The following is a 20,488-nucleotide window of genomic DNA, read 5'->3' on the forward strand; positions in this document are numbered from 1 at the left end:
AAATTAGTTTGAAAAGTCAATAGTTGGTGCTTTATCAGCTCCTTCAGCTGCTTTGAAATATCCTTTATCTTCAAATCCTCCGAAATTTGCAATCATATTGTTCGGTACTTTTTGGATATAATTGTTGTATCCTTGCGCAGTATCGTTAAATTTTCTTTGTTCAAACCGGATTTCGTCTGCCATACTTTCCAAACTGGTTTGGAGATTTAAGAAATTTTGATTCGCTTTTAATTCCGGATATCTTTCTACAACCACCATCAAACGGCTCAAAGCACTAGAAAGTCCATCTTGAGCTTGCTGAAATTGTGCAATATTTTCAGGAGTTAAATTGGTCGGATCAATTGTCGTTTGCGTGGCTTTTGAACGGGCTTCGATTACTTGTGTCAACGTTTCTTGTTCAAAATCTTTTGCTCCTTTTACGGTTTGAACCAATTGTTCAGTAAGATCAGCACGTTTTTGGTATGCAGTTTCCACATTTCCCCATTGGCCTTTCACAGCATTGTCAAGTGGAATGATCCCATTGTAAATGCCTACGCCCCATAAAACTCCGATTACAACCAAAGCCAAGAGCCCTACTATTCCACCGATTAAACAACCTTTTTTCATCTGTTTTCGTTTTTAGTTTAAATTGAATTGTAAATGTAAATGTAATTAATTTTTGGTTTTTTATTAAAATCTAAATTTGCTTGAAACTTAAGAAGTTTGTGCAGTATCTAACAAACTCCCAACCCAACTCTCTGAAATAGGCAATTCCCATCCTTCTTCAAATTCGCCAAGCGATGTAATCCCGTTATGAAAAACACTTGCATGAAGTGGAATTTCTCCGTTTTTTACTTTTTGTTTGAATTCGTTTAATGGTAATGTGATAATTTCTTCTCCTAAATTATAGGAAACCAACATGCGGTTGAGCAATCCGAAGTTGTATTTTTCTTCCAATCTTTTCACAATTCTGGTCATACTGTCGATGGAACAACCCGAAGCCATTTCTACATTTTCATCTACTGCAAGCACGATGAATCGATCATAAGGAATGGCATAAGCAGCGGTTAATTTCGCTCCGTGTGCGTTCCATTCTAGCATGAATTGATCGAGTGTTGTTTCGATTTCGGAAATTTCTTCTGCATTAAAATTTCGGGTGGATTGGAAAATCCATATTTTGGAATCTGATGGTAAATTCATCTTAAATAATTTTATACAAATATCTTGAATTTGTATAAAATTCGACTAAAAAGCTGATAGGAAATCTCTATTTCAAATGATCAATCAACAAAGATGCCGTAGCAGGATTGGTCGCAAGCGGCACATTCCAAACATCGCATAAACGGAGCAACATGTTGATATCGGGTTCATGCGGATGTTTATCCAGCGGATCTCTGAAAAAGAAAACCATATTGGTCTTTCCTTCTGCAATTCTGGATGCGATTTGGGCATCACCACCTCTTGGGCCTGAAAGCATTTTGCTTACTTGAAGTCCGGCTTTTTCCACAAAACTTCCGGTAGTTCCGGTTGCGATGATGTGGACATTGTTGTTTTTCAATTTATCGATGTTTTGCATCAAGAAGTTGACCATTTCGGCCTTTTTTCCGTCGTGTGCGATGATGGCGAGTTCCATTCTTTACTTTTAATTTTTGTAAAATTAAGGTTTCAATCTAAAATACTGCGCATTAATCACATAAAAAACGAAATTGATTTCTTTATCAAATCGCTCTGAGTTGATTTTATTCCATTCGGGGTTTCCAATGGCCATGAACCTTAAAATACCACCGGAATGGGGAATGTAAAAATCAGCGATTTGTTTTTCATTGAATTCGTATTGATAGCCTAAACCAGATGTTAAAGGAATCGACTGGAAACGGGTTTTGGGCTTTTTAATTTCATTTAACAATAAATCGGGATAATAATAACCGATGATGTTCAAGTAATAAGGTGTATCATTATGCAAAAACAAGGTTTGTTTATTTTTGGAAGAATGAATAGTGGATCTTTTGAGTTGATTTAATTCTTTGGCATTGATGTAGACGACATCGAGGTTGATGGTGTCGTGATAATAATCTTTGTATGCATTAAATTCCAATGTTTCTCCTCCAACAGGCATTTCAAAGGCTCTGTACATTTCTTTTTCTTCTGTTGGATTGGAAAATTCATAAAAGTTTGAGCAAGAAATCAGGAGTAGAGTCGATATAAGGAAGGGAATTATTTTCATCGATAAATGTTCATTTAATATTTCAATTTATTAATTTTTGTGTGAAATATTAGCGTTTTGCATTAAAGAAATTGCATAGGTCTTTTTCGATTGTCGAAGAAAAACATTAGATAAATTTCATTATTTTCTTGAATGATTTTGAAAAACAAGCTGACGTTTTGATGTACTAATGCTCTGCGAATATTTTTTGAATCTGGATAAATCGGAAATTGCAAAGGGTTTTCTTGAATTCTATTAATCGTTTTATCGGCCAGAAAATAGAAATCATCAATTTGTTTTTGCCCCCATTTGAATTTTAAAAATTCGAGTATTTCTTCAAAAGTAAATTTAGCAGCTTCAGTCCAAATGACTTTATTTACCGATTCCATATTGCTCTTTGAATTCATTCATCACATTTTCATGTTTGAATACTTTTCCATTTTGAATATCGGCTTCACTTTTTTCCAATAGTTGAAGGATTTTTTGCTTTTCTTCATCTGAAAATCTAAATGAATGAAGCGCGGTTTTTTGTTGGATGGATTGTAATAATTCTATTAAGGAAATGTCTTCTAAGGAAGTGATCCATTCAATTAATTTATATTTTTCGGCTTGGACATCCATCCTAACAAATTTAAAGAATTATTTTACAAATCCTGCGCCTCCGCAATTAATTCCGCCAAATCTTTCACCAAAACTTCTGACTCTTTATTGGCGTGTTTGATGCCGTCTGTCATCATCGTATTGCAAAACGGACAGCCGGTTGCGATGATGTTGGGCTGGATTTGAAGGGCTTCTTCTGTACGTTCGATATTGATGTCTTTGTTGCCTTTTTCTGGTTCTTTGAACATTTGTGCACCGCCGGCTCCACAACAAAGACCACGGGTTTTGCAACGTTTCATTTCGACCAATTCGGCATCCAATTTTTCAATCAAAGTTCTCGGTGCTTCATATACATTATTTCCTCTTCCCAAATAACAAGGATCATGAAACGTAATCCGTCTTCCTTTAAATGGCTGATTTCCCTCGATGGTCAACTTTCCTTCGTTGATGATTTTTTGTAAATATTGAGAATGGTGAAGCACCTCATAATTTCCACCCAAAGATGGATATTCATTTTTCAAGGTATTGAAACAATGCGGACAAGTCGTCACGATGGATTTGATTTCGTAGGCATTGAGGACTTCGATGTTCATCATGGCTTGCATCTGAAATGCAAACTCGTTTCCGGCGCGTTTTGCAGGATCACCTGTACAGCCTTCTTCCGTTCCCAAAACGGCAAATTCAATCCCTACTTTATTCATAATTTTCACAAAAGCTCTTGTGATTTTTTTGGCCCTGTCATCAAAACTCCCGGCACATCCTACCCAAAAAAGGACTTCGGGTTGAGTTCCTTCGGCCATGTATTGCGCCATCGTTTTTACCTGTAATTCTGCCATGAAAAAAGTTTGAACCAAAAGTAAGAAAATTTCTAATTTATCAATCTTTCAAAACAAGCAATAGCTTGTCAAAACCATATTTATTGAGAATTTGGAAATAATATAAATAAGAAATTCTATATAATTAAAAATTTACAACCCAGAATCATCATCAAAAACCTCGATGGTCACTTCTTTTTCGATCAAATCAGTAAATTTTCCTTTGTATCGGGTGGCTTTCACCAAATGGTTGTCGATCCAATGGTAATTTCCGCCTCTTGGTTTTCCAAAAAGAATTCCATGGTATTTGAATCCGTGTTTTTTCAACCAGGTTTCTGTGTATCCACGATGCGCTTCCGTTCGAGAAGTAAAGAAAAAGATAACATGCCCTTCGTCATACCAGCAATTTAAAGTTTCCAAAGCATCTGGATAAACTTCAGCCGTAAGCATGCGCTCCGGTTCTTCATTTGGGATGTCATCACAGATGGTACCGTCTATGTCTATCAGATAATTTTTAATCCCTTCTGGCAAAACCGGACTGATGTGCTCTCCATCTTGTAATTTTTCTTGCAATAATTTTTTGACTTCTTCGGTATTCATGATCGATTTCTTAAATTTCAAACAGATCGTAAAAATAGAAGAATACTAAATTTAATCGTATAAAATCTCAGATTTTATTCAAGTATTTATAAACAAATCAAAAATTAATTGAAAAATCAACAAATTACTCCACCCAATTCAAACGATCTTGTTGATTGAATTGCCATGGTGCGCTGTTGTTTTCGATGTTGGACATCATCAGGTTCAATTCTTGTGGAGCAGCAGACTGTTCCATCACCAAATAACGACGTAAATCGATGATAATGGAAAGCGGATCGATGTTGATCGGACAGGCTTGGGTACAAGCATTACAAGTCGTACAAGCCCAAAGTTCTTCGGCAGAAATATAATCGTTTACCAACATTTTCCCATCATCTTCCCATTTTCCCTTTTCATCGATGATTTTGCTGACATCTTCCAACCTATCACGCGTATCCATCATGATTTTACGTGGAGACAATTTCTTTCCGGTGATATTGGCAGGACATTCCGAAGTACAACGCCCACATTCGGTACAAGTATAAGCATTCAAAAGTTGAACGGCATTTAGGTCAAAAATATCTTTTGCTCCAAAGGTTTCCGGAACGGCTACTTCTGCTCCTTCAGCCGGTACTGCAAAAGGATCTGCGTTGGGATCCATCATCAATTTCACTTCGTTGGTAACGGATGCTAAATTGGTAAATTCGCCTTTAGGCAATAATTTGGAAAAATACGTATTGGGGAAAGCTAAAATGATGTGCAAATGTTTGGAATAGTATAAATAATTCAAAAAGAATAAGATTCCAACGATGTGAAACCACCAACAAATACGTTCGATTACCACTAAAGTTGTTTCACTCAAACCACTTAAAAACGGTTCGGTCAACCATCCACTGATGAAAAAACTTCCGGTTTGGGAATAATGATCAGCGCCTAATTTTTGCAAAGCTGTGTCGGCTCCGTTCATCGTCAACAAAGCCACCATAAAGGCAACTTCCATGTACAAAATATAATTGGCGTCGTTTTTCGGCCAACCTTTCATTTCAGGGTTCAGAAAACGTTTGACTTTGACGATGTTTCGTCTGATGAGAAAAATAACACAAGAAATCAAGGTCAACAAGGCCAATACTTCAAAGAAACCGATCATTCCTTTATAAAATCCGCCTAAAAATCCAAAGATACGGTGCGTCCCAAAAATCCCGTCGATGAGGATTTCCATGACTTCGATGTTGATCAAAAGAAAACCGACATAAACAAAACCGTGAAGGATAGCGGGAATGGGACGAACGCCCATTTTTCCTTGACCCAGCGCTACTCTAGCCATGGTTTTCCATCGATCAGCAGGACGATCAAAACGATTGATGGGTTTGCCCAATTTGATATTGCGAATCAGTTTTTTAACGTTTCGGCTGAAAAACCAAACCGCAAAAACTAACAATAAGGTAAACAGGATGTTATCGATGTATTGCATACATTATTATTCTTCTGGTGGCGCTTGCTTTTTACCAAAGATAGAAAATTGAACATATCGGTTGGGATTTTCTTTCAAATCGGCCAATAGTTCATCGAGCGTATTTGATGTTCTAGCCAAATTATCATAGAGCTCACGATCGTTCATAAGCGCTCCCAGCGTGCCTTTGCTGTTGTTTACGTTATCAAGCGTAGTATTTAATTTGGTAGATGCTTCTTCAAAGTTTTTGATAATTTTTTCCAATTCTAAATTATTGAACTTATTGGCAACCGTCCCAAATTTATCCATGGTTTGTTCAGCCGAAGCCAGGGTTGCTTTCAATTGTTCATTGTTGTTGGCAATCATTTGGTTGGCTTGGTCAGAAGTTTGGGTCAGGGATTTTGAAGTTTGTCCAAATGAAACCAGTGTTGCATCTAAATTTTTCAAAACTTGCTTCAGCGTTTGACGATTTTCTTCATCGAGCATTTTATCTACACTTCCCATCGTAGAATTAAAGGTCACCAAAAGCGAATCCAATTTTTGTTTGGTAGGTTCCAATTCTTTTGAAAAAACGTCAGTCAAAGAGGACTTCACTTTACCTCTTAGTGTATCACCGCTTTCAGCAGTTTGACCTTGATAATCCATTAACAACCTGACTTCGGCGCCGGACATCAGTCCCGGCTCATAAATTTCAGCTTCTGTATTGGTTGAAAAATTTAAATCTCTATCCAGCTTGATGGTCACCACAAAATAAATGGGCGAAACGTTGTCGATGATTTTGATTTCATCGACTCTACCGATGCGCAAACCGTTTACAGTAACAGGTTTTGAAGGAGCTAAACCACTTACGTTTTCATATTTGACATAGTATGTATTTCCACCTGAAAAAAGGTTTTTCCCTTTTAAAAAATTATATAAAGCATAGAAAGCTACCAATGTAACAATCACGACAAACCCCGTTTTCACTTCTTTTGTGATTCTCATTTTTCGAAAATTTTTGGCCAAAATTACGGATTATTTTTTGGCCGATTCATCAATTAACTTTTCTCCGTCAAAAGTGACAATGATGGCAGACTTAAATCCTTTGTCTTGTGCCAATTTTAAATCTTTTTGGGCTTGTTCATAGGTTTTAGTTGAACCATAGAAATATAGGTGCATATTTCCTTGTTTCACACGCAACACATTTTTCAAACCTCCAAATTTATTATCACGATCCCGGTATTTTTTATTGGAAGCTAGGAACTGGATACGGTAATTTTGGTTTCCTTCCAGTTTTTCATTGTTGATGAATTCAGCTACAAAGGCATCTTTAAATCCTTTTCTAATCGCATAAGCCAATAAATCATCGCGCTCAGAAGCCAGGTTGGTATTTCCATAATAATATTTAAATACATCTCCGAACTGAACCACTTCAACTCCGGTCAAACCGTTGAGTTGTTTGGCACTTGGTCCATATTTATTTTTTGAAACTAAGATTTGAATTTTAAAGGTTTTACCCGCAACCGGTTTTTCAACTTCTTTGGGTTTAACTTCTTCTTCTCCTGTGATACCATTTTTACGGTCGTATTCTTTTTTAAATTTTTTAAACGCCTCAAATAAACTTTCTGTTGCTTTCCTTTTTCCTAATTCTGAACCGAGGAAATTTCCTTCATCTTGATTGGAAATAAATCCAAGTTCGACTAAAACAGCCGGAGAACCATTGGTACGCAAGACGTGAAAATTACTTTGCTTCACACCACGGCTGGAACGACCATTTTTCACAAATTCTTCTTCTACCAATCTGGCATAGTCCAAACTTTGGTCTTTAAAAGCTGAGAACATAATTTCAAATGCAATGACAGCTTCCGGATCATTCGGGTCAAATTTTTGGTATTTTTCCTGATTGTCTTCCAATAAAATCACACTATTTTCCCGCTTGGCCACATCCATGGTTTCGTTGCTTCTACTTAGTCCCATCACAAAGGTTTCCGTTCCATACGCACTGCGATTGGTAGCTGAATTACAGTGAATGGACACGAACAAATTGGCATGATGGTGGTTAGCGATTTGCGTGCGTTCCCAAAGTTCTAGAAACACATCCGTTTTCCGTGTATAGACCACTTGTACATCTTTGAATTCTTTTTCAATCATTTTACCCAATCTCAAAGAAACATCCAGTACGATGTGTTTTTCATCTTCTACTACACCTCTGGCTCCCGAATCTTTCCCGCCATGTCCAGCGTCAATTACGATGGTAAATGACTTTTTTTGGGCGTTTATAGACACTCCCAGAAATAGGGTTAAAAGAAATGATAATAAAATTTGTTTGTTAATCCTTGTTAATCTCATTATTCAGCCACAATTTTTGATTACTTTTGACACGATTTAGCGCAAAAATAAGTTTATTACTTTGCATAAAAGATTTTTTAAATATCTATTTGCATTATTTTTTCTACTGCTTTTCAACAGTAAGGGATTTTCGCAAGTCGAGCCCGAATCTCCGGGTAAGACGGATTCTACTATAAATGTGGTAGATACCATCAAAATTGATACCGTTCGGGAAGAAAGGTTGGAAGATATTTTGGTTTATAATTCTGATGATCAAATTCATGAATGGCGCAAAAAGATGAGTTATTTGCTCCGAAATGCCATCGTTCAGTATACCGATATGGAAATCCGCGCGGACTATATCGAGATCAATTGGGAGACCGGCGATGTATATGCCGATGGAAAAAGGGATTCGCTCGGCATGATTACCGAACCTACCATTTTTAAACAAGCCGGAACTGAATACGAGCAACATAGCTTCAAAATCAATTTCAAAACCAAAGTCGGAATTGCTTATAATGTCCGAATGGTGGAAGGAGAAGGCGTCCTCATAGGTGATCGAGTGAAGAGAGCCAACGATAGTACGATGTACATCCGAGGTGCAGACTATACAACTGATACCTATTTTAAGGATAAAAAAACGGATGATCCGGATTATGTTTTGCGCACTCAGACTGCAAAATTCATAGACGGTAAAAACAAAGCCATGGTCACTGGCCCTATCAATATGCGAATTTATGATGTACCTACTCCTTTGACGTTGCCATTTGCTTATTTACCGATGGGTGAAACGAGATCTGCCGGTATCATCATTCCTTCCTTTGGGGAAAGAAATGATGTCGGATTTTTCTTAGAAGGTCTCGGTTTCTATTTGCCGGTTGGTGAATATTTGGATCTTTCTATTTTGGCAGATATTTACACCAAAGGAAGTTGGGGAATTCGTGCCAATTCCACCTACAAAAAAAGGTACAGATACAACGGTAGTTTTGGGCTAGATTACCAAAACAGAATTACGGGAATAAAAGGACTAGATGATTATTCCAAAACCAAGTTGTATTCACTAACCTGGAGACATTCACAAGATTCAAAGGCCAATCCCAATTTGATTTTTAATGCGAGCATCAATTACCAGAGTTCAAGGTATTACCGTGATGGAATCAATAATGGGAACATCATCAACGGAAATGTTTACCAAAACAATAGTAGTTCGTCGATTTCGGTTAACAAAACTTTTCCAAATTCTCCTTTCAGTTTGGCATTGACCGCTTCTAACAACTCCAATTTCAACACTGGAGTCATGCAATTTATGCTTCCACAATTGACTTTTAACATGAGTCGGATTTATCCGTTTGCGCCAAAAGCAGGAAGCAAAAAAGGATTGATTAAAAATTTGGCAGTAGGTTATAATTTAAATGTCATCAACAGCATCAATACAACGGAAGATGATTTATTTACAAGCCGCATGTGGGATGAAGCCAAAAATGGAGCCCGCCACAGGGTCGATTTGAACACGGGTATGACGCTTGGGTCTTATTTCCCAATCACTTTTACCGCCGGATATGAAGAAACATGGTATTTAAAAACATTTGAAAAATATTATGATCCAATTGAAGAAGAAGTTGCCGAATTGGATCAGAATGGATTTGATTCCTACCGTACATTTAATATGGGAGCGAGTGTAACGACCAATCTATATGGAACTTATCTGGCACCGGAAGATAAAGATGCAATGATCAAGGGAATTCGTCACGTGATTTCACCTACGGTTGGGCTTGGTTACAGACCTGATTTCGGGACGGAAGAATGGGGATATTATGATTATTACCGAGGTGCTGATGGTCGAAAAGTTTTGTATTCACGATTTGAGGGAGGTTATTATGGAGCACCACCGACTGGTCAAAATGCTTCATTAAATTTCAGTTTGCGCAATAATTTGGAGATGAAAGTTCGTTCCAAAACAGATTCGACCGGTTTTTCAAAAATCAAAATATTTGAATATTTGGACATTACGTCTTCCTATAATATGGCGGTTGATGAGTTCAATTGGTCTGATATCAACATTTCGGGTATGACCAGATTGTTCAATCAGAAATTGAATTTACAGTACCGAGCATCATTTGATCCATATAAAATCGTGTTTGAAGAAGGAGAAACCATCGGAACGCCTATCAATGAATTTGGTGCTTTTCGATTGAGCAGTTACAGCATCAATTTCGGTTATAATTTTGACAATAAAACTTTTGGTGGCGGAGAAATCGATTCAAAAAAATACAAAAAGCGAGGTGAAGTTAGAAATGAGAATTTCTATTTTGATGATGAGGATTATGCTCATTTTTCGATTCCTTGGAAATTGGGCTTAAATTTTACACATAATTACACACGAGGAGATAACCGAGAAGGCACACATGCGACTGTCCTTGCGCTAAATGCTTCTGTTTCACCATCTCCTTTCTGGAGCTTGAGCACTTCTACTTCTTATGATTTCCGTTCAAAAGAATTCTCCCAAGCTCGAATTTCGTTTAACCGTGATTTGAGAAGTTTTAATATTTCCTTTTCTTGGGTGCCATTTGGCCGATACAAAACATGGGATTTCTTTATCGGTATCAAAGCCAACATCCTGAAGGATGCAGTGAAATACGACCAAAATGCTTCTACACAATTGAGAGGTGGAAATTTCTAATTCTTTTTCATAAAACAATTCTCCTACTCATATGGACAATCTTTGATTTAGTTTTCTGACCCAAAAAATTAGTCTAAATAAATCATTCATAAAATTTTATGGCCTATGGATTATTAAAAAATTTCCATATAGATTTTCTCCTTAAAATCAGTGCATAAAAAAAACCGGAAACAATGTCTCCGGTTTCAATTTATTTCAAATAAACATTATCTCAATTTGATAATCAACAAATCATCCAAACCTTTATTCGTGGAAATATCCCCATCACTACTGGCCGAATTCCCGACAGCGACAATGGTATTGTCCGGTTTTTGAATGGCATCAAAAGCGAAATCCAATTGAGTTCCACCAACTGATTTCTGCCATAACAATTCCCCATTTGAATCAGTTTTTAATATCCAGGCATCATTTGAACCTTGATTTTGTCCTACGTCTCCATCTCCACTTTTTGAACTTCCTGAAACCAAATAGCCGTTGTCAGAGGTTCTCATCACGGAACGACCTACATCAAATCCGGTTCCGCCGTAGGTTTTACTCCAAAGAATTTCTCCATCCTGATTCATTTTGATCATCCATAAATCTGCAGATCCCTTGTTTTCCGGCACATCTTGATCGTTGCTTCTTGTATCACCTATGATGATGAAATTCCCATCACCGGAGTCTGTAATTGCTCGTGCTTCATCGATCCCAGATCCTCCGAAGTTTTTGTTCCAAACCAATTCTCCATTTTGGTCAATTTTAATCACCCAAACATCATAAGTTCCTTTGTTGTCAAACAACTCTACTTCATAACTATCTGAAGAACCGACGATAATATAACCATCATCTTCTGTTTGGATCGCTCCATAGGCTGTATCTGTGAAATATCCGCCATAATGACGACTCCATTCCTTATTTCCTTGTGCGTCCAATTTGATCATCCAATAATTTCCACCAGGATGTTTATTGAAAGTATTTCCCTCTCCACCAGATGCAAATGCGTCCAGCACGCCGGTCAATAAATAACCACCGTCATGCGTCGGAGTCAGAACCGTTCCTGCATCACCACCCACATATCCAAATGATTTCTCCCAAAGCAAATTTCCTTCAGCATCCAATTTGGCAATCCAATAATCTGACATCCCTGCATTTTCACTTACATCTCCATCGCTGCTCTGACTGTACCCCAAAATGGCATAACCTCCATCTGTCGATTGAACCAAATCAAAACCATGATCATTCTGGCTTCCACCATAGGTTTTAGTCCATTGGACACTGTCTTGATTGTCAAATTTAATCAGCCAAAAATCATAACTATCGTCATTTTTATCGGTAATATTACCGTCCATGCTTTGGGTTGATCCCAAAATGGCATAACCACCATCAAGGGTATTGATAATCGCTCTTGCATCATCGTTTTTTGAACCACCTAGAGTTTGGGTGAATTCGATTTCGTTGGCAAATTCTTCATCAGAAGAAGATGAAACGTCGTCATTTGAACAACTCCAGACCAAAATTCCTGACATCAATATTTTAAATACTAATTTCATGTGTATATTTTTAATTTTTTTAATTGACACATGCAACCTTAGATGATTAAAATAATCATTACGCTGTGTGTTTAAAGATTATTTTAATCATGTCGGTTTCATTTTTCTGTTTTTCAACAATTATCGGACGACCAATTTTTTGGTAGCTCCTTCATTGATTTTTACGATATAAACTCCTTTTGAAAAATTAGTTACAGGCAATGTAAATTCTTTTTGATTGATCCGGGTTTGAGTAAAAATCTCTTGCCCCAAAATGCTGTAAACCTTCACACTTTCTATCTGAGCATTTTTTCCTGCAACCAATTTGGCAAATGATGTTGCCGGATTTGGATAAATAGAAAAAGTGCCCATATTCATATCGTTCACGCCCATGGTTCCGTCACTTGGACGTACCAAAAAGAAACCTCTTGAAATATCACTGATGACGACGTTTCCACTTTCAAAATAAGGATAAACACTCCACGCACCGTCAAAATCGGCCACGTTGCTTTGCGGATAGGTATCAAAATACCCTATTTCTTCCATCGCATTATTTGAACTCGCTACATTAGAAACATCCACTACACGTAGTCCTGCTGTATAATTGGCCAAATAAAATTTATCTTCCAAAACATATCCATTATGATCGATGGCTTCAGTTGGGCCATAATATTCATTGTGAACTTGTGGATTATCCAAATCCTGAACATCAAAAATGATGGTTCTGGTATTGATCCCAAAGCTCTGCTCATCCAATTCATCGCCCAATAATAAATAATTTGAATCCTCTGTAAGCCAAGCTTGGTGCGTATATCCGGGACTATCGTAATCAATATCAGAAATTAAAACCGGATTGTTTTTATTGGTTACATCCACAAATACCACTTTGTTATTACTCCCAAAACTTCCATTGCTACCTATATAAATCTCACGACCGGTATAATCTGCGTCAGGACCATCATAAGTAACAACTTGCGCATCATGGGTATAGCCGCTATCTGCATAACCACCAGCTCCTTGAGGATTGAGAGGATCTGAAATATCAACAAATACTGCTCCACCTGAAAAATCATCACAACCTACCAAATAAGCATAAGGCTCAGATGGATTGATCACGATATTATGGCAACTTCCAATTCCTCCATAGCGTGCATCGGCATCAAAAACAACCGGCGGATTTGCGACATTTCTCAACCTCGTTAAATCAAAAACCTGCATTCCATGATTACCGGCAGCATCTGCTACGATAAAAGCATAATTTCCATAGACTTTAATATCTCTCCAAACACTGGAAAAAGTTTCCGTTTCTACTCTTCCTAAAAAAATAGGATTGATAGGATCGGAAATATCTATAAAAGCTGTACCATTGGTAAGCCCAACAATGGCATATTCCTTTCCAGAATCAGGATCTGTCCATCCCCAACTGTCATTTCCACTTTCCTGATTGCTTCCTGCCAAAACATTTAAGGAAAGTTGAGATAGCAAATCATATCCATTACAAGGATAATTCCCAGCCATTCCGTTTTCACAGGGAGTTTGTCCCATAAGGTTGATGGCATTTGCGCCAATGGCAAAAAGTAAAAGTAATTTTTTCATTTTCTATGTGTTAATTAAATTTTTAAGGGTGAAAGTTAATGAACTTCAATTCATTATACAATTTAAATTCATAAGTTAAAATTCTGAAAATGCTGGATTGCTTATAAAGTCTTGGTCCGTTAAAGTGTTTAAAAATTGAATCAAATCTTGTTTTTCTCCATCTGAAATAGGAATTCCAACTTGATCTCCATTTCGCAAAAGTGGATCTAGCCTAGGATTGTCTTCGATTCCTTCTCTATAAAAATCCAAAACAGCTTCCAGCGAATAAAATCTACCATCATGCATATAAGGTGAAGTAATGGCTATATTTCTCAGGCTTGGCACCCTAAATTTCATGGAGTCTTCCGGATTTAACGTCACCCTAAATAATCCTGCATCTGCCAATTGTTCATTAAAATACAAACCGGTATTTCGAAAAGATTCATCGGTTTGAAGCGCTCCGGCATGACAAGCACTGCATTTCTGTTCAAAAAGAATCCTTCCATTTTCTTCTGAATCGGATAAACTGATTTCTCCTTTTTTATATTGATCAAATTTGGATTGATCCGAAATCATGGTTGCCATAAATTGACCCAAAGCCATCAAAATCCGGTCGGCATTAATTTCTGAATCACCATACGCTTCACTAAACATATTTGGATAATTTTCATCTTCTGAAAGTTTCTGAATGATGTCCGGAAAATTGGAATCCATTTCTTCGAAAGCGCTAATCGGACTTATGGGTTGATCATTCAGTTCGTGAATCACACCATCCCACATGAAGCGGTTTAAAAAGGCAAGATTTTGTAACGGTGGCGCATTTCTCAAACCCAACCGATCATCTATCCCATGACTGATACTATGTCCATGATGCGTAAAAGCAAATTCCTGAATGTGACAAAAACCACACGAAATGGCATTGTTTCTGGACAATTTTCCTTCATAAAATAACTTCTTGCCGAGTGAAATTTTATTTCGGGTCAAAGGCGTTGATGCATAGGTAAATTCCGGGAAATAATTGGGAAATGAAAGTGTAACTATTTCATCTACCGGCGATCCTTCCTCCACTTCATCTTGACAAGAATTGATCAGAAAAAAACTAAAAATACAAATCCAAAAAACAATTTTTAAATGATTTACGGAGTTGGGGTTCATTAATTTTAATTATTATGAATATGCGAAATGCTGAACATCTTGCTTAAATTATTGGTCACATTTACCAAATGTTCAGATGATCCCATCGCTTCATGATTGGTATCATCCAAAATTAAATCTGTCTCTCCACTTAGATAATGATTCAAATCTGCTATGAAATGAATGCCTGGAAAAGTTTGGGGTGTAACGACCAATTGGTCCGGTAAATCCAATTCTATTTCTCGGTACAAATCTGGAGTTTCCGTTACGACCACATCACCCATATTTCCAGTATGATTGATAAAATTAACATCCAGAGCATCTGTTCCGTATTTCCCTTCTAATTTCGCAAAAATATATCCTGCCGCCCAAGACCAGTTCATCCCTTCTGCTCCGGCTTCAGCCCAAAATTCTCCCTGACTTTCTCCACCTAGCAAATAGGCGTCTTGACTGATTCCCAATCCAAATTTCACCTTATTGTAAACCCCAGCCGGAATCGAATCCAATTCTAAACTCACCTCATTATTGAAATTCGCATCGCTTTGGTCCACGATAAAAGCGCCTTTGTCAGGATCGTTTAAATGGAATGTGAAATTAACCCCTTCAGTATTGGTCAATGTAAAATTGCTCACGATATATTTCAAGGTAGAAAACTGGTGTTTCTGCCCACTGGAAGAAGTCTGTGTTGTATTGTTCAAAATGATCGGACTCAAACCTTCAAATCGATTGTCAAATTTAATTTGAACAGCTCCCCATTGCTCTTCAGGCGGATTTTGATCTGAATTTTCATCATCAGTTGAACAATTCAAAATGAATAATGAAAATAGCACGAACATTGAAGTTCTAAATAAATTGAGTCGCATGTATTGTGTGTTAAAAATAAAATTCAATACAAAAATAAAAAATTTTAGTTCATTCAATTCTAATTTACTAGAATTCCATTTCTTCATAAAAATGTCCAATTAAGAAGATTTAATTTCGAATAAATGAAACTTCAATATATTTGCAAAATGAAAAATACGATCAATACCCTAAACGCACCACAAGCCATCGGTCCATATAGTCAAGCCATTTCTTTTGATAAAATCCTTTTTATTTCAGGACAAATTCCTGCAAATCCGGCGACTGGAGAAATCGTTTCTGGTGGTGTTGCTGAAGAAACCCATCAAGTCATGAAGAACTTGAAAGCCATTTTAGAAGAAGCAGGAAGCCATTTTTCAAACGCAATCAAAACCTCCATTTTCTTAAAAAACATGCATGATTTCGCAGTAGTAAATGAAATTTATGCTTCCTATTTTGAAGAAGGAAACTATCCTGCTCGTGAAACCGTTCAGGTTGCAAAACTTCCGAAAGATGTTAACGTAGAAATTTCCATGATCGCTCACCTTTAATTATGGGGACATTTTTACGAAATTTTATTGCCGTCATTCTAGGACTAGCCGTTGCGCTGGTCATCATCACATTTGGGATTACATTAAATGACAATTGGATTGAATACGATTATTCAAGATTTCCGTATGAACACTGGAACCGTGTGATCCGCTATGCGGCTCGTACACCAGAAGTCAGAGATGAATTCTTTCTCGCACTGTTGTTTTCAAATGGTGTCGGTGCTATTTTTGGCGGATTGGTCACTGCCATGATCGTCCCAAAAGCCAAAAAAGCCTATGCCGTTTTTGTGGGATTTATTTTATTCCTCATCGCCATGGGTGATGTGATATTTACGCCAAATCATCCCACTTGGTATGAATTGGCCATTTTGCCGGTACTCTTTTTCTTTTCCTGGCTGGGAGGATTGATCACAGATTTGGTGTCGAAGAAACTGGCTCGTTTATCCTAACCGGATTTTCTGACAACCAAATCCCATCTTCAATCAGATGCGCCACTTCTTTTTGTTGCGAAATCAACTGAAGCAAATAGTCTTTGACTTCATGTTGTAAAACAAATTTGTTGAAAAAAGCCAATTCGTAGATTTCTACCGGAAGCAACCATTCGGTCGGATATTCCGATTTCATAATCTGAAAAATTTCGGACAATTTTTCTTCTACCACCAAATTATTTTCACGCATTCCCTTAAGTTCCTGGTACAATTCTCTGCGTTTTTGTTCCTTCGGTTCGATTTCCAATTTCTTTACTTTCGTTTCCAATTCGTGAGAAATCATGTTAAAAGAAGTAAAATCGGCCGGTCCGGCGTAAGCCGAAACGATGGATTTCCCAATCGCCATGTCATAAATTCCCCAATCCGGATGAAACAGAACTTCATCATGATGTTTAACTGTACAATTTTTAAAGGAAACGATCAGAACTTTTCCTTTTCGGTTTCGGGTTCCGGTGATGACTTCGCCTTCTACTGTGATTCCACCTTCAAATTCAAGTTGGGTCATTTCACCTTCCTTGATTTTATAGGCTTCCAAATCATAAGGCGACATATTTTCAATGGCGATATTGATGTTTTTTAATTTGCCTATCGGCGAACCAAATCCATGCGCATGATAATTCGTTCCGTGTCCGATCAATTCTTTTTCATGGTACGAAAGCGCCGTCGGACCTTCTGTTTGGATATAAACCGGATTGTCATGACCATCTGTAATGACACGTTTGAAAACACCAGAAACCTGAATTCCGGTGTTGTATTCGATCGTTCCGAGATTTTTAGATTCAATCAATTGTTTTATGCCTTCCGTCCCTCCGGTTCGCAATCCCATTTGGTTGGCAAATTGTTCCAAAACAAAATTCAAATGTGCAAAATCGGGCGTTACAAACAATTGCGGTTGTGGTTTGGTGATGTCAAAGGAAACGTCTGCCGCCGATAAATCATAAGGCAATTTTTTAACCTCATCTGTCATGCACCATTTGCTCTCACCGATGGACGAAAGCAGTCCCGCTCCATAAATCTTCGGATTTTCCAGATCGCCGATCAAACCATATTCTACTGTCCACCAATGTAAATTTCGGATTTTTGCCATTTCGGACAATTCGGTCATGGAATTTTGTAAATCCAATACTTTTTGCTCCGCCCGGTCGATGACTTTGGGATCGCTTTCCCTATCTTCCTTTACGATCGACAAATGCCGAATCGCTTCGTACATTTCATAGTCCAAAGCCGAAGAAATCGCTTTGCTCCCGATTTCCCCAAATCTTCTTAAATATTCAGCATATTCAGGATTGGCAATAATCGGTGCATGACCGGCCGACTCATGGATGATATCCGGCGCAGGTGTGTATTCTATATTTTGAATTTGTCGGATGTCTTGAGCGATTACGAGAACGTTATAAGCCTGAAATTCCATAAAAGCCGTCGGCGGGATAAATCCATCTACGGCAACTGCTGCCCAGCCTATGTCTTTCAGGATACGGTTCATCCCGTACATACTCGGAATGTTCTCGATGGAAATTCCGGTTTTCTGTAGTCCGTCTACATAACTTCCATGGGCTACTTTTTTCAGATAATCCACATTTTTGCGCATCACATACCGCCAAACCTCTTGATCCACCGGTGTGTAATTTTTATAATCCTGATCATTTATAAATTGTTTCAAATGCTCCGGCAATCGCCTCAATACTTCATTTTCTTCGTAAGCCATTTTGTTTGTTTTGGAAAAGCTAATTTACGGTTTTAATTTGAGAATGGTAAGGTTTGGAAGTTTGAAATTGTCATTCTGAATAGTTTTCAACCGCTTCTAATTCTTTGTTGTTAATGCGTCGAATCATATAAGCATTCATCCCATTGTCCTCCATAAAATTCAGAATATCATGCATAAAACTTCCTTTTAAAGTATCGTTTTTTAGGGCAAACGTAATATTCACCGGAGATTGTCTGTATTCTTTTCCGGCAATGATTTCATCTCTATTTTCAGTCAAATATTTTCTTATGTCGGTTAATTTAATGGGTTGAATACTGTCTAAATATTTATTGAAACTTTTTCGTTCTCTTTCTATATCGGAATTATCAATTACACCACAAAGTAGAACATCTGGGTAAGTTTTGGCTTTTGAATAATAAAAAGCATCCTCTTCATCCAAAATTATAAAATGAAATTTTCCAGAAACAAAGTCAGAAGGAATTCCTCTTAAAGTTTTTTGCTCTATTTCAAGACCTTTATCAAAAGCAGCATTTTTAATACTATCCAACCATCTATTATTTTCCGAAACAATGAATCGGTCTTTTCTTGGATAGTTTTTTTCATCTTCAACTGTCGCTTCTTTAGGTTGACAACTCAACAAAAAAATTAGTCCAAAAAATAAAATCCCAATTTTTTTCATAATCCCAAATTACAAAAAATCCCTTTCCGTAAAACGAAAAAGGATTTTCATTAACTTTGACTCAATCAAATTTTTCAAAAATCATGGACATACAAGCAGACATAAAATGGATACAAAATGAATTGAGCAATGTGAATGATCCGGATTTGATAGAGGCATTTAAACGATTGTTGCAGTTTCGAAAAAAAACAGAAACATTTACCTTAGAACAATACAATCTCGAGCTTAAAGAAGCTGAAAACCGAATAGAACAAGACAACTATTTAACTCAAGAACAGGTTGAAAAACGTTTAAGAGGATCATGAAAAAAGAAGTTGTATGGGATGAGTTGGCTGTACTTCAATTGGAAAGTCAATTGGATTACATCAAAGAAACATCCATTTTACAAGCAGAAAAAGTGAGAGAATATATTCTAGAGCAAACAGCAGAATTAGCAACTTTCTCAGAAAGACATCCAAAAGACAAATACAAAACGGATAACGATGGTACTTATCTTACGTTCGAAATTTACCATTACCGAATCTCTTATCGTATTACCCAAAATCAAATCAGAATTCTTCGATTTAGAAGCACTTACCAAAACCCGAAAGAATTTTAAGTTCAAAAAGTCGATAATTTGGGAGTTTGAAAATTATTCAATCAAAAATCCCTTTTCGTCAAACGAAAAGGGATTCAAAACGATTCCTATAAATGGAAATTATTCAGATACCAACAACCTAAACCCTTCTCCATGAATATTGACAATTTCCACGTTGGAATCGTCTTTTAAATATTTTCTTAGTTTGGCGATGTACACATCCATACTTCTGGACGTAAAATAATTATCATCATGCCAAATTCTCGTCAGTGCCACTTCTCTCGGCATCAAATCATTTCTGTAAACCGCAAGTAAGCGTAACAATTCACTTTCCTTTGGTGACAATTTATGCGAAATACTTCCAATTTGCAATTGGCGAAGCTTTGCATTGAAATGAAATTTCCCGATTTTGAATTCGTCCTGTTCAAATTTCTCTTCATCGGCCGAATGTCTTTGCAGTACGGCTCTGATTTTGTGAAGCAAGATTTCGGAATCAAAAGGTTTGGTGATATAATCATCAGCCCCGATTTTGTATCCGTTTAGCACATCATCGCGCATATTTTTTGCTGTAAGAAAAATGATCGGTTGTTCATTTTTCAAATCTTTGATTTCTTTCCCGAGTGTAAATCCGTCTTTTTTAGGCATCATCACATCCAGGATACATAGGTCGTATTCGGAAGATTTAAATTTTGACAAACCATCCTCGCCGTCAACAGCGTGGGTCACGTCAAAATCATTTATAGCAAGATAATCTTTCAAAACAGCTCCGAAACTCGGATCGTCTTCCACCAAAAGTAGTTTTTGCTTATCGTTCATGT

The 20,488-nt window shown here is 37.2% G+C and carries 23 protein-coding genes; 5 read left to right on the top strand and 18 right to left on the bottom strand.

Translation table 11 applies throughout. The features are described from left to right. Positions 1-3: 3 nt before the first annotated feature. The 11 genes from HU137_RS01530 to HU137_RS01580 form a co-directional block, all read right to left on the bottom strand. On the bottom strand, positions 4-606 hold the full coding sequence (locus HU137_RS01530; RefSeq protein ID WP_182042045.1) for a LemA family protein: 603 nt from the start codon (positions 604-606) through the stop codon (positions 4-6). Between the two features lie 87 nt (positions 607-693). Continuing rightward, positions 694-1,179, bottom strand: a complete 486-nt coding sequence (locus tag HU137_RS01535) for an ABC transporter ATPase (RefSeq protein ID WP_182042046.1) — start codon at positions 1,177-1,179, stop codon at positions 694-696. Between the two features lie 67 nt (positions 1,180-1,246). Further along, positions 1,247-1,612: a methylglyoxal synthase gene (locus tag HU137_RS01540; RefSeq protein WP_182042047.1), complete on the bottom strand. Its 366-nt coding sequence runs from the start codon at positions 1,610-1,612 to the stop codon at positions 1,247-1,249. Between the two features lie 24 nt (positions 1,613-1,636). After that, entirely contained in the window at positions 1,637-2,203 is a 567-nt protein-coding gene (locus HU137_RS01545; protein ID WP_182042048.1) for a hypothetical protein, read from the bottom strand. 62 nt (positions 2,204-2,265) lie between these two features. Continuing rightward, positions 2,266-2,589, bottom strand: a complete 324-nt coding sequence (locus HU137_RS01550; protein ID WP_182042049.1) for a type II toxin-antitoxin system RelE/ParE family toxin — start codon at positions 2,587-2,589, stop codon at positions 2,266-2,268. Further along, on the bottom strand, positions 2,555-2,803 hold the full coding sequence (locus HU137_RS01555) for a hypothetical protein (RefSeq protein ID WP_182042050.1): 249 nt from the start codon (positions 2,801-2,803) through the stop codon (positions 2,555-2,557). The genes HU137_RS01550 and HU137_RS01555 overlap by 35 nt, the downstream gene beginning before the upstream one ends. A gap of 23 nt (positions 2,804-2,826) precedes the next feature. Then, positions 2,827-3,618 (bottom strand): (Fe-S)-binding protein, encoded by a 792-nt coding sequence (locus HU137_RS01560; RefSeq protein ID WP_182042051.1) that lies wholly within the window; start codon positions 3,616-3,618, stop codon positions 2,827-2,829. A gap of 132 nt (positions 3,619-3,750) precedes the next feature. Then, positions 3,751-4,197: an LNS2 domain-containing protein gene (locus HU137_RS01565; RefSeq protein ID WP_182042052.1), complete on the bottom strand. Its 447-nt coding sequence runs from the start codon at positions 4,195-4,197 to the stop codon at positions 3,751-3,753. Positions 4,198-4,321: 124 nt separating this feature from the next. Then, complete coding sequence (locus HU137_RS01570; RefSeq protein ID WP_182042053.1) at positions 4,322-5,647, bottom strand: (Fe-S)-binding protein; 1,326 nt, start codon at positions 5,645-5,647, stop codon at positions 4,322-4,324. A gap of 6 nt (positions 5,648-5,653) precedes the next feature. Continuing rightward, complete coding sequence (locus HU137_RS01575; RefSeq protein ID WP_182042054.1) at positions 5,654-6,610, bottom strand: MlaD family protein; 957 nt, start codon at positions 6,608-6,610, stop codon at positions 5,654-5,656. 30 nt (positions 6,611-6,640) lie between these two features. Further along, positions 6,641-7,954: an N-acetylmuramoyl-L-alanine amidase family protein gene (locus HU137_RS01580; RefSeq protein WP_182042055.1), complete on the bottom strand. Its 1,314-nt coding sequence runs from the start codon at positions 7,952-7,954 to the stop codon at positions 6,641-6,643. 178 nt (positions 7,955-8,132) lie between these two features. Between HU137_RS01580 and HU137_RS01585 the strand changes: the two genes are divergently transcribed. Beyond that, positions 8,133-10,613 (top strand): putative LPS assembly protein LptD, encoded by a 2,481-nt coding sequence (locus HU137_RS01585; RefSeq protein WP_182042056.1) that lies wholly within the window; start codon positions 8,133-8,135, stop codon positions 10,611-10,613. Positions 10,614-10,819: 206 nt separating this feature from the next. Here the strand turns inward: HU137_RS01585 and HU137_RS01590 are convergent, their stop codons facing one another. From HU137_RS01590 to HU137_RS01605, 4 genes are all read right to left on the bottom strand, one after another. Beyond that, positions 10,820-12,142, bottom strand: coding sequence for a hypothetical protein (locus HU137_RS01590; RefSeq protein WP_182042057.1), 1,323 nt, complete (start codon positions 12,140-12,142; stop codon positions 10,820-10,822). A 120-nt stretch (positions 12,143-12,262) separates the two neighbouring features. Then, a complete protein-coding gene (locus tag HU137_RS01595) occupies positions 12,263-13,717 on the bottom strand; it encodes a choice-of-anchor B family protein (protein WP_182042058.1) in 1,455 nt (484 codons plus the stop codon). A gap of 75 nt (positions 13,718-13,792) precedes the next feature. After that, positions 13,793-14,764, bottom strand: coding sequence for a cytochrome-c peroxidase (locus tag HU137_RS01600; RefSeq protein WP_317169880.1), 972 nt, complete (start codon positions 14,762-14,764; stop codon positions 13,793-13,795). Positions 14,765-14,856: 92 nt separating this feature from the next. Continuing rightward, positions 14,857-15,639 carry an MbnP family protein gene (locus HU137_RS01605; RefSeq protein WP_182042060.1) on the bottom strand — a complete coding sequence of 261 codons (783 nt, stop codon included), beginning with the start codon at positions 15,637-15,639 and terminating at the stop codon, positions 14,857-14,859. 201 nt (positions 15,640-15,840) lie between these two features. Between HU137_RS01605 and HU137_RS01610 the strand changes: the two genes are divergently transcribed. Together HU137_RS01610 and HU137_RS01615 are read left to right on the top strand one after the other, a co-directional pair. Continuing rightward, positions 15,841-16,221 (top strand): RidA family protein, encoded by a 381-nt coding sequence (locus HU137_RS01610; RefSeq protein WP_182042061.1) that lies wholly within the window; start codon positions 15,841-15,843, stop codon positions 16,219-16,221. A 2-nt stretch (positions 16,222-16,223) separates the two neighbouring features. Beyond that, positions 16,224-16,670 carry a hypothetical protein gene (locus HU137_RS01615; protein WP_182042062.1) on the top strand — a complete coding sequence of 149 codons (447 nt, stop codon included), beginning with the start codon at positions 16,224-16,226 and terminating at the stop codon, positions 16,668-16,670. Here HU137_RS01615 and HU137_RS01620 read toward each other — a convergent pair. Together HU137_RS01620 and HU137_RS01625 are read right to left on the bottom strand one after the other, a co-directional pair. Then, positions 16,630-18,414 carry an aromatic amino acid hydroxylase gene (locus tag HU137_RS01620; protein ID WP_182042063.1) on the bottom strand — a complete coding sequence of 595 codons (1,785 nt, stop codon included), beginning with the start codon at positions 18,412-18,414 and terminating at the stop codon, positions 16,630-16,632. The two genes, HU137_RS01615 and HU137_RS01620, sit on opposite strands and share 41 nt — an antisense overlap. 70 nt (positions 18,415-18,484) lie before the next feature. Continuing rightward, positions 18,485-19,093, bottom strand: coding sequence for a hypothetical protein (locus tag HU137_RS01625; RefSeq protein WP_182042064.1), 609 nt, complete (start codon positions 19,091-19,093; stop codon positions 18,485-18,487). 83 nt (positions 19,094-19,176) lie between these two features. Between HU137_RS01625 and HU137_RS01630 the strand changes: the two genes are divergently transcribed. Both HU137_RS01630 and HU137_RS01635 read left to right on the top strand, forming a co-directional pair. After that, entirely contained in the window at positions 19,177-19,398 is a 222-nt protein-coding gene (locus HU137_RS01630; protein ID WP_182042065.1) for a hypothetical protein, read from the top strand. Continuing rightward, a complete protein-coding gene (locus tag HU137_RS01635; protein ID WP_182042066.1) occupies positions 19,395-19,691 on the top strand; it encodes a type II toxin-antitoxin system RelE/ParE family toxin in 297 nt (98 codons plus the stop codon). The genes HU137_RS01630 and HU137_RS01635 overlap by 4 nt, the downstream gene beginning before the upstream one ends. Positions 19,692-19,790: 99 nt before the next feature. On the opposite strand, the gene HU137_RS01640 is transcribed toward HU137_RS01635, so the two are convergent. Continuing rightward, complete coding sequence (locus HU137_RS01640) at positions 19,791-20,486, bottom strand: response regulator transcription factor (RefSeq protein WP_182042067.1); 696 nt, start codon at positions 20,484-20,486, stop codon at positions 19,791-19,793. Positions 20,487-20,488: the final 2 nt, after the last annotated feature.

It is taken from the genome of Moheibacter lacus (assembly GCF_014042165.1).
GTDB lineage: Bacteria > Bacteroidota > Bacteroidia > Flavobacteriales > Weeksellaceae > Moheibacter > Moheibacter lacus.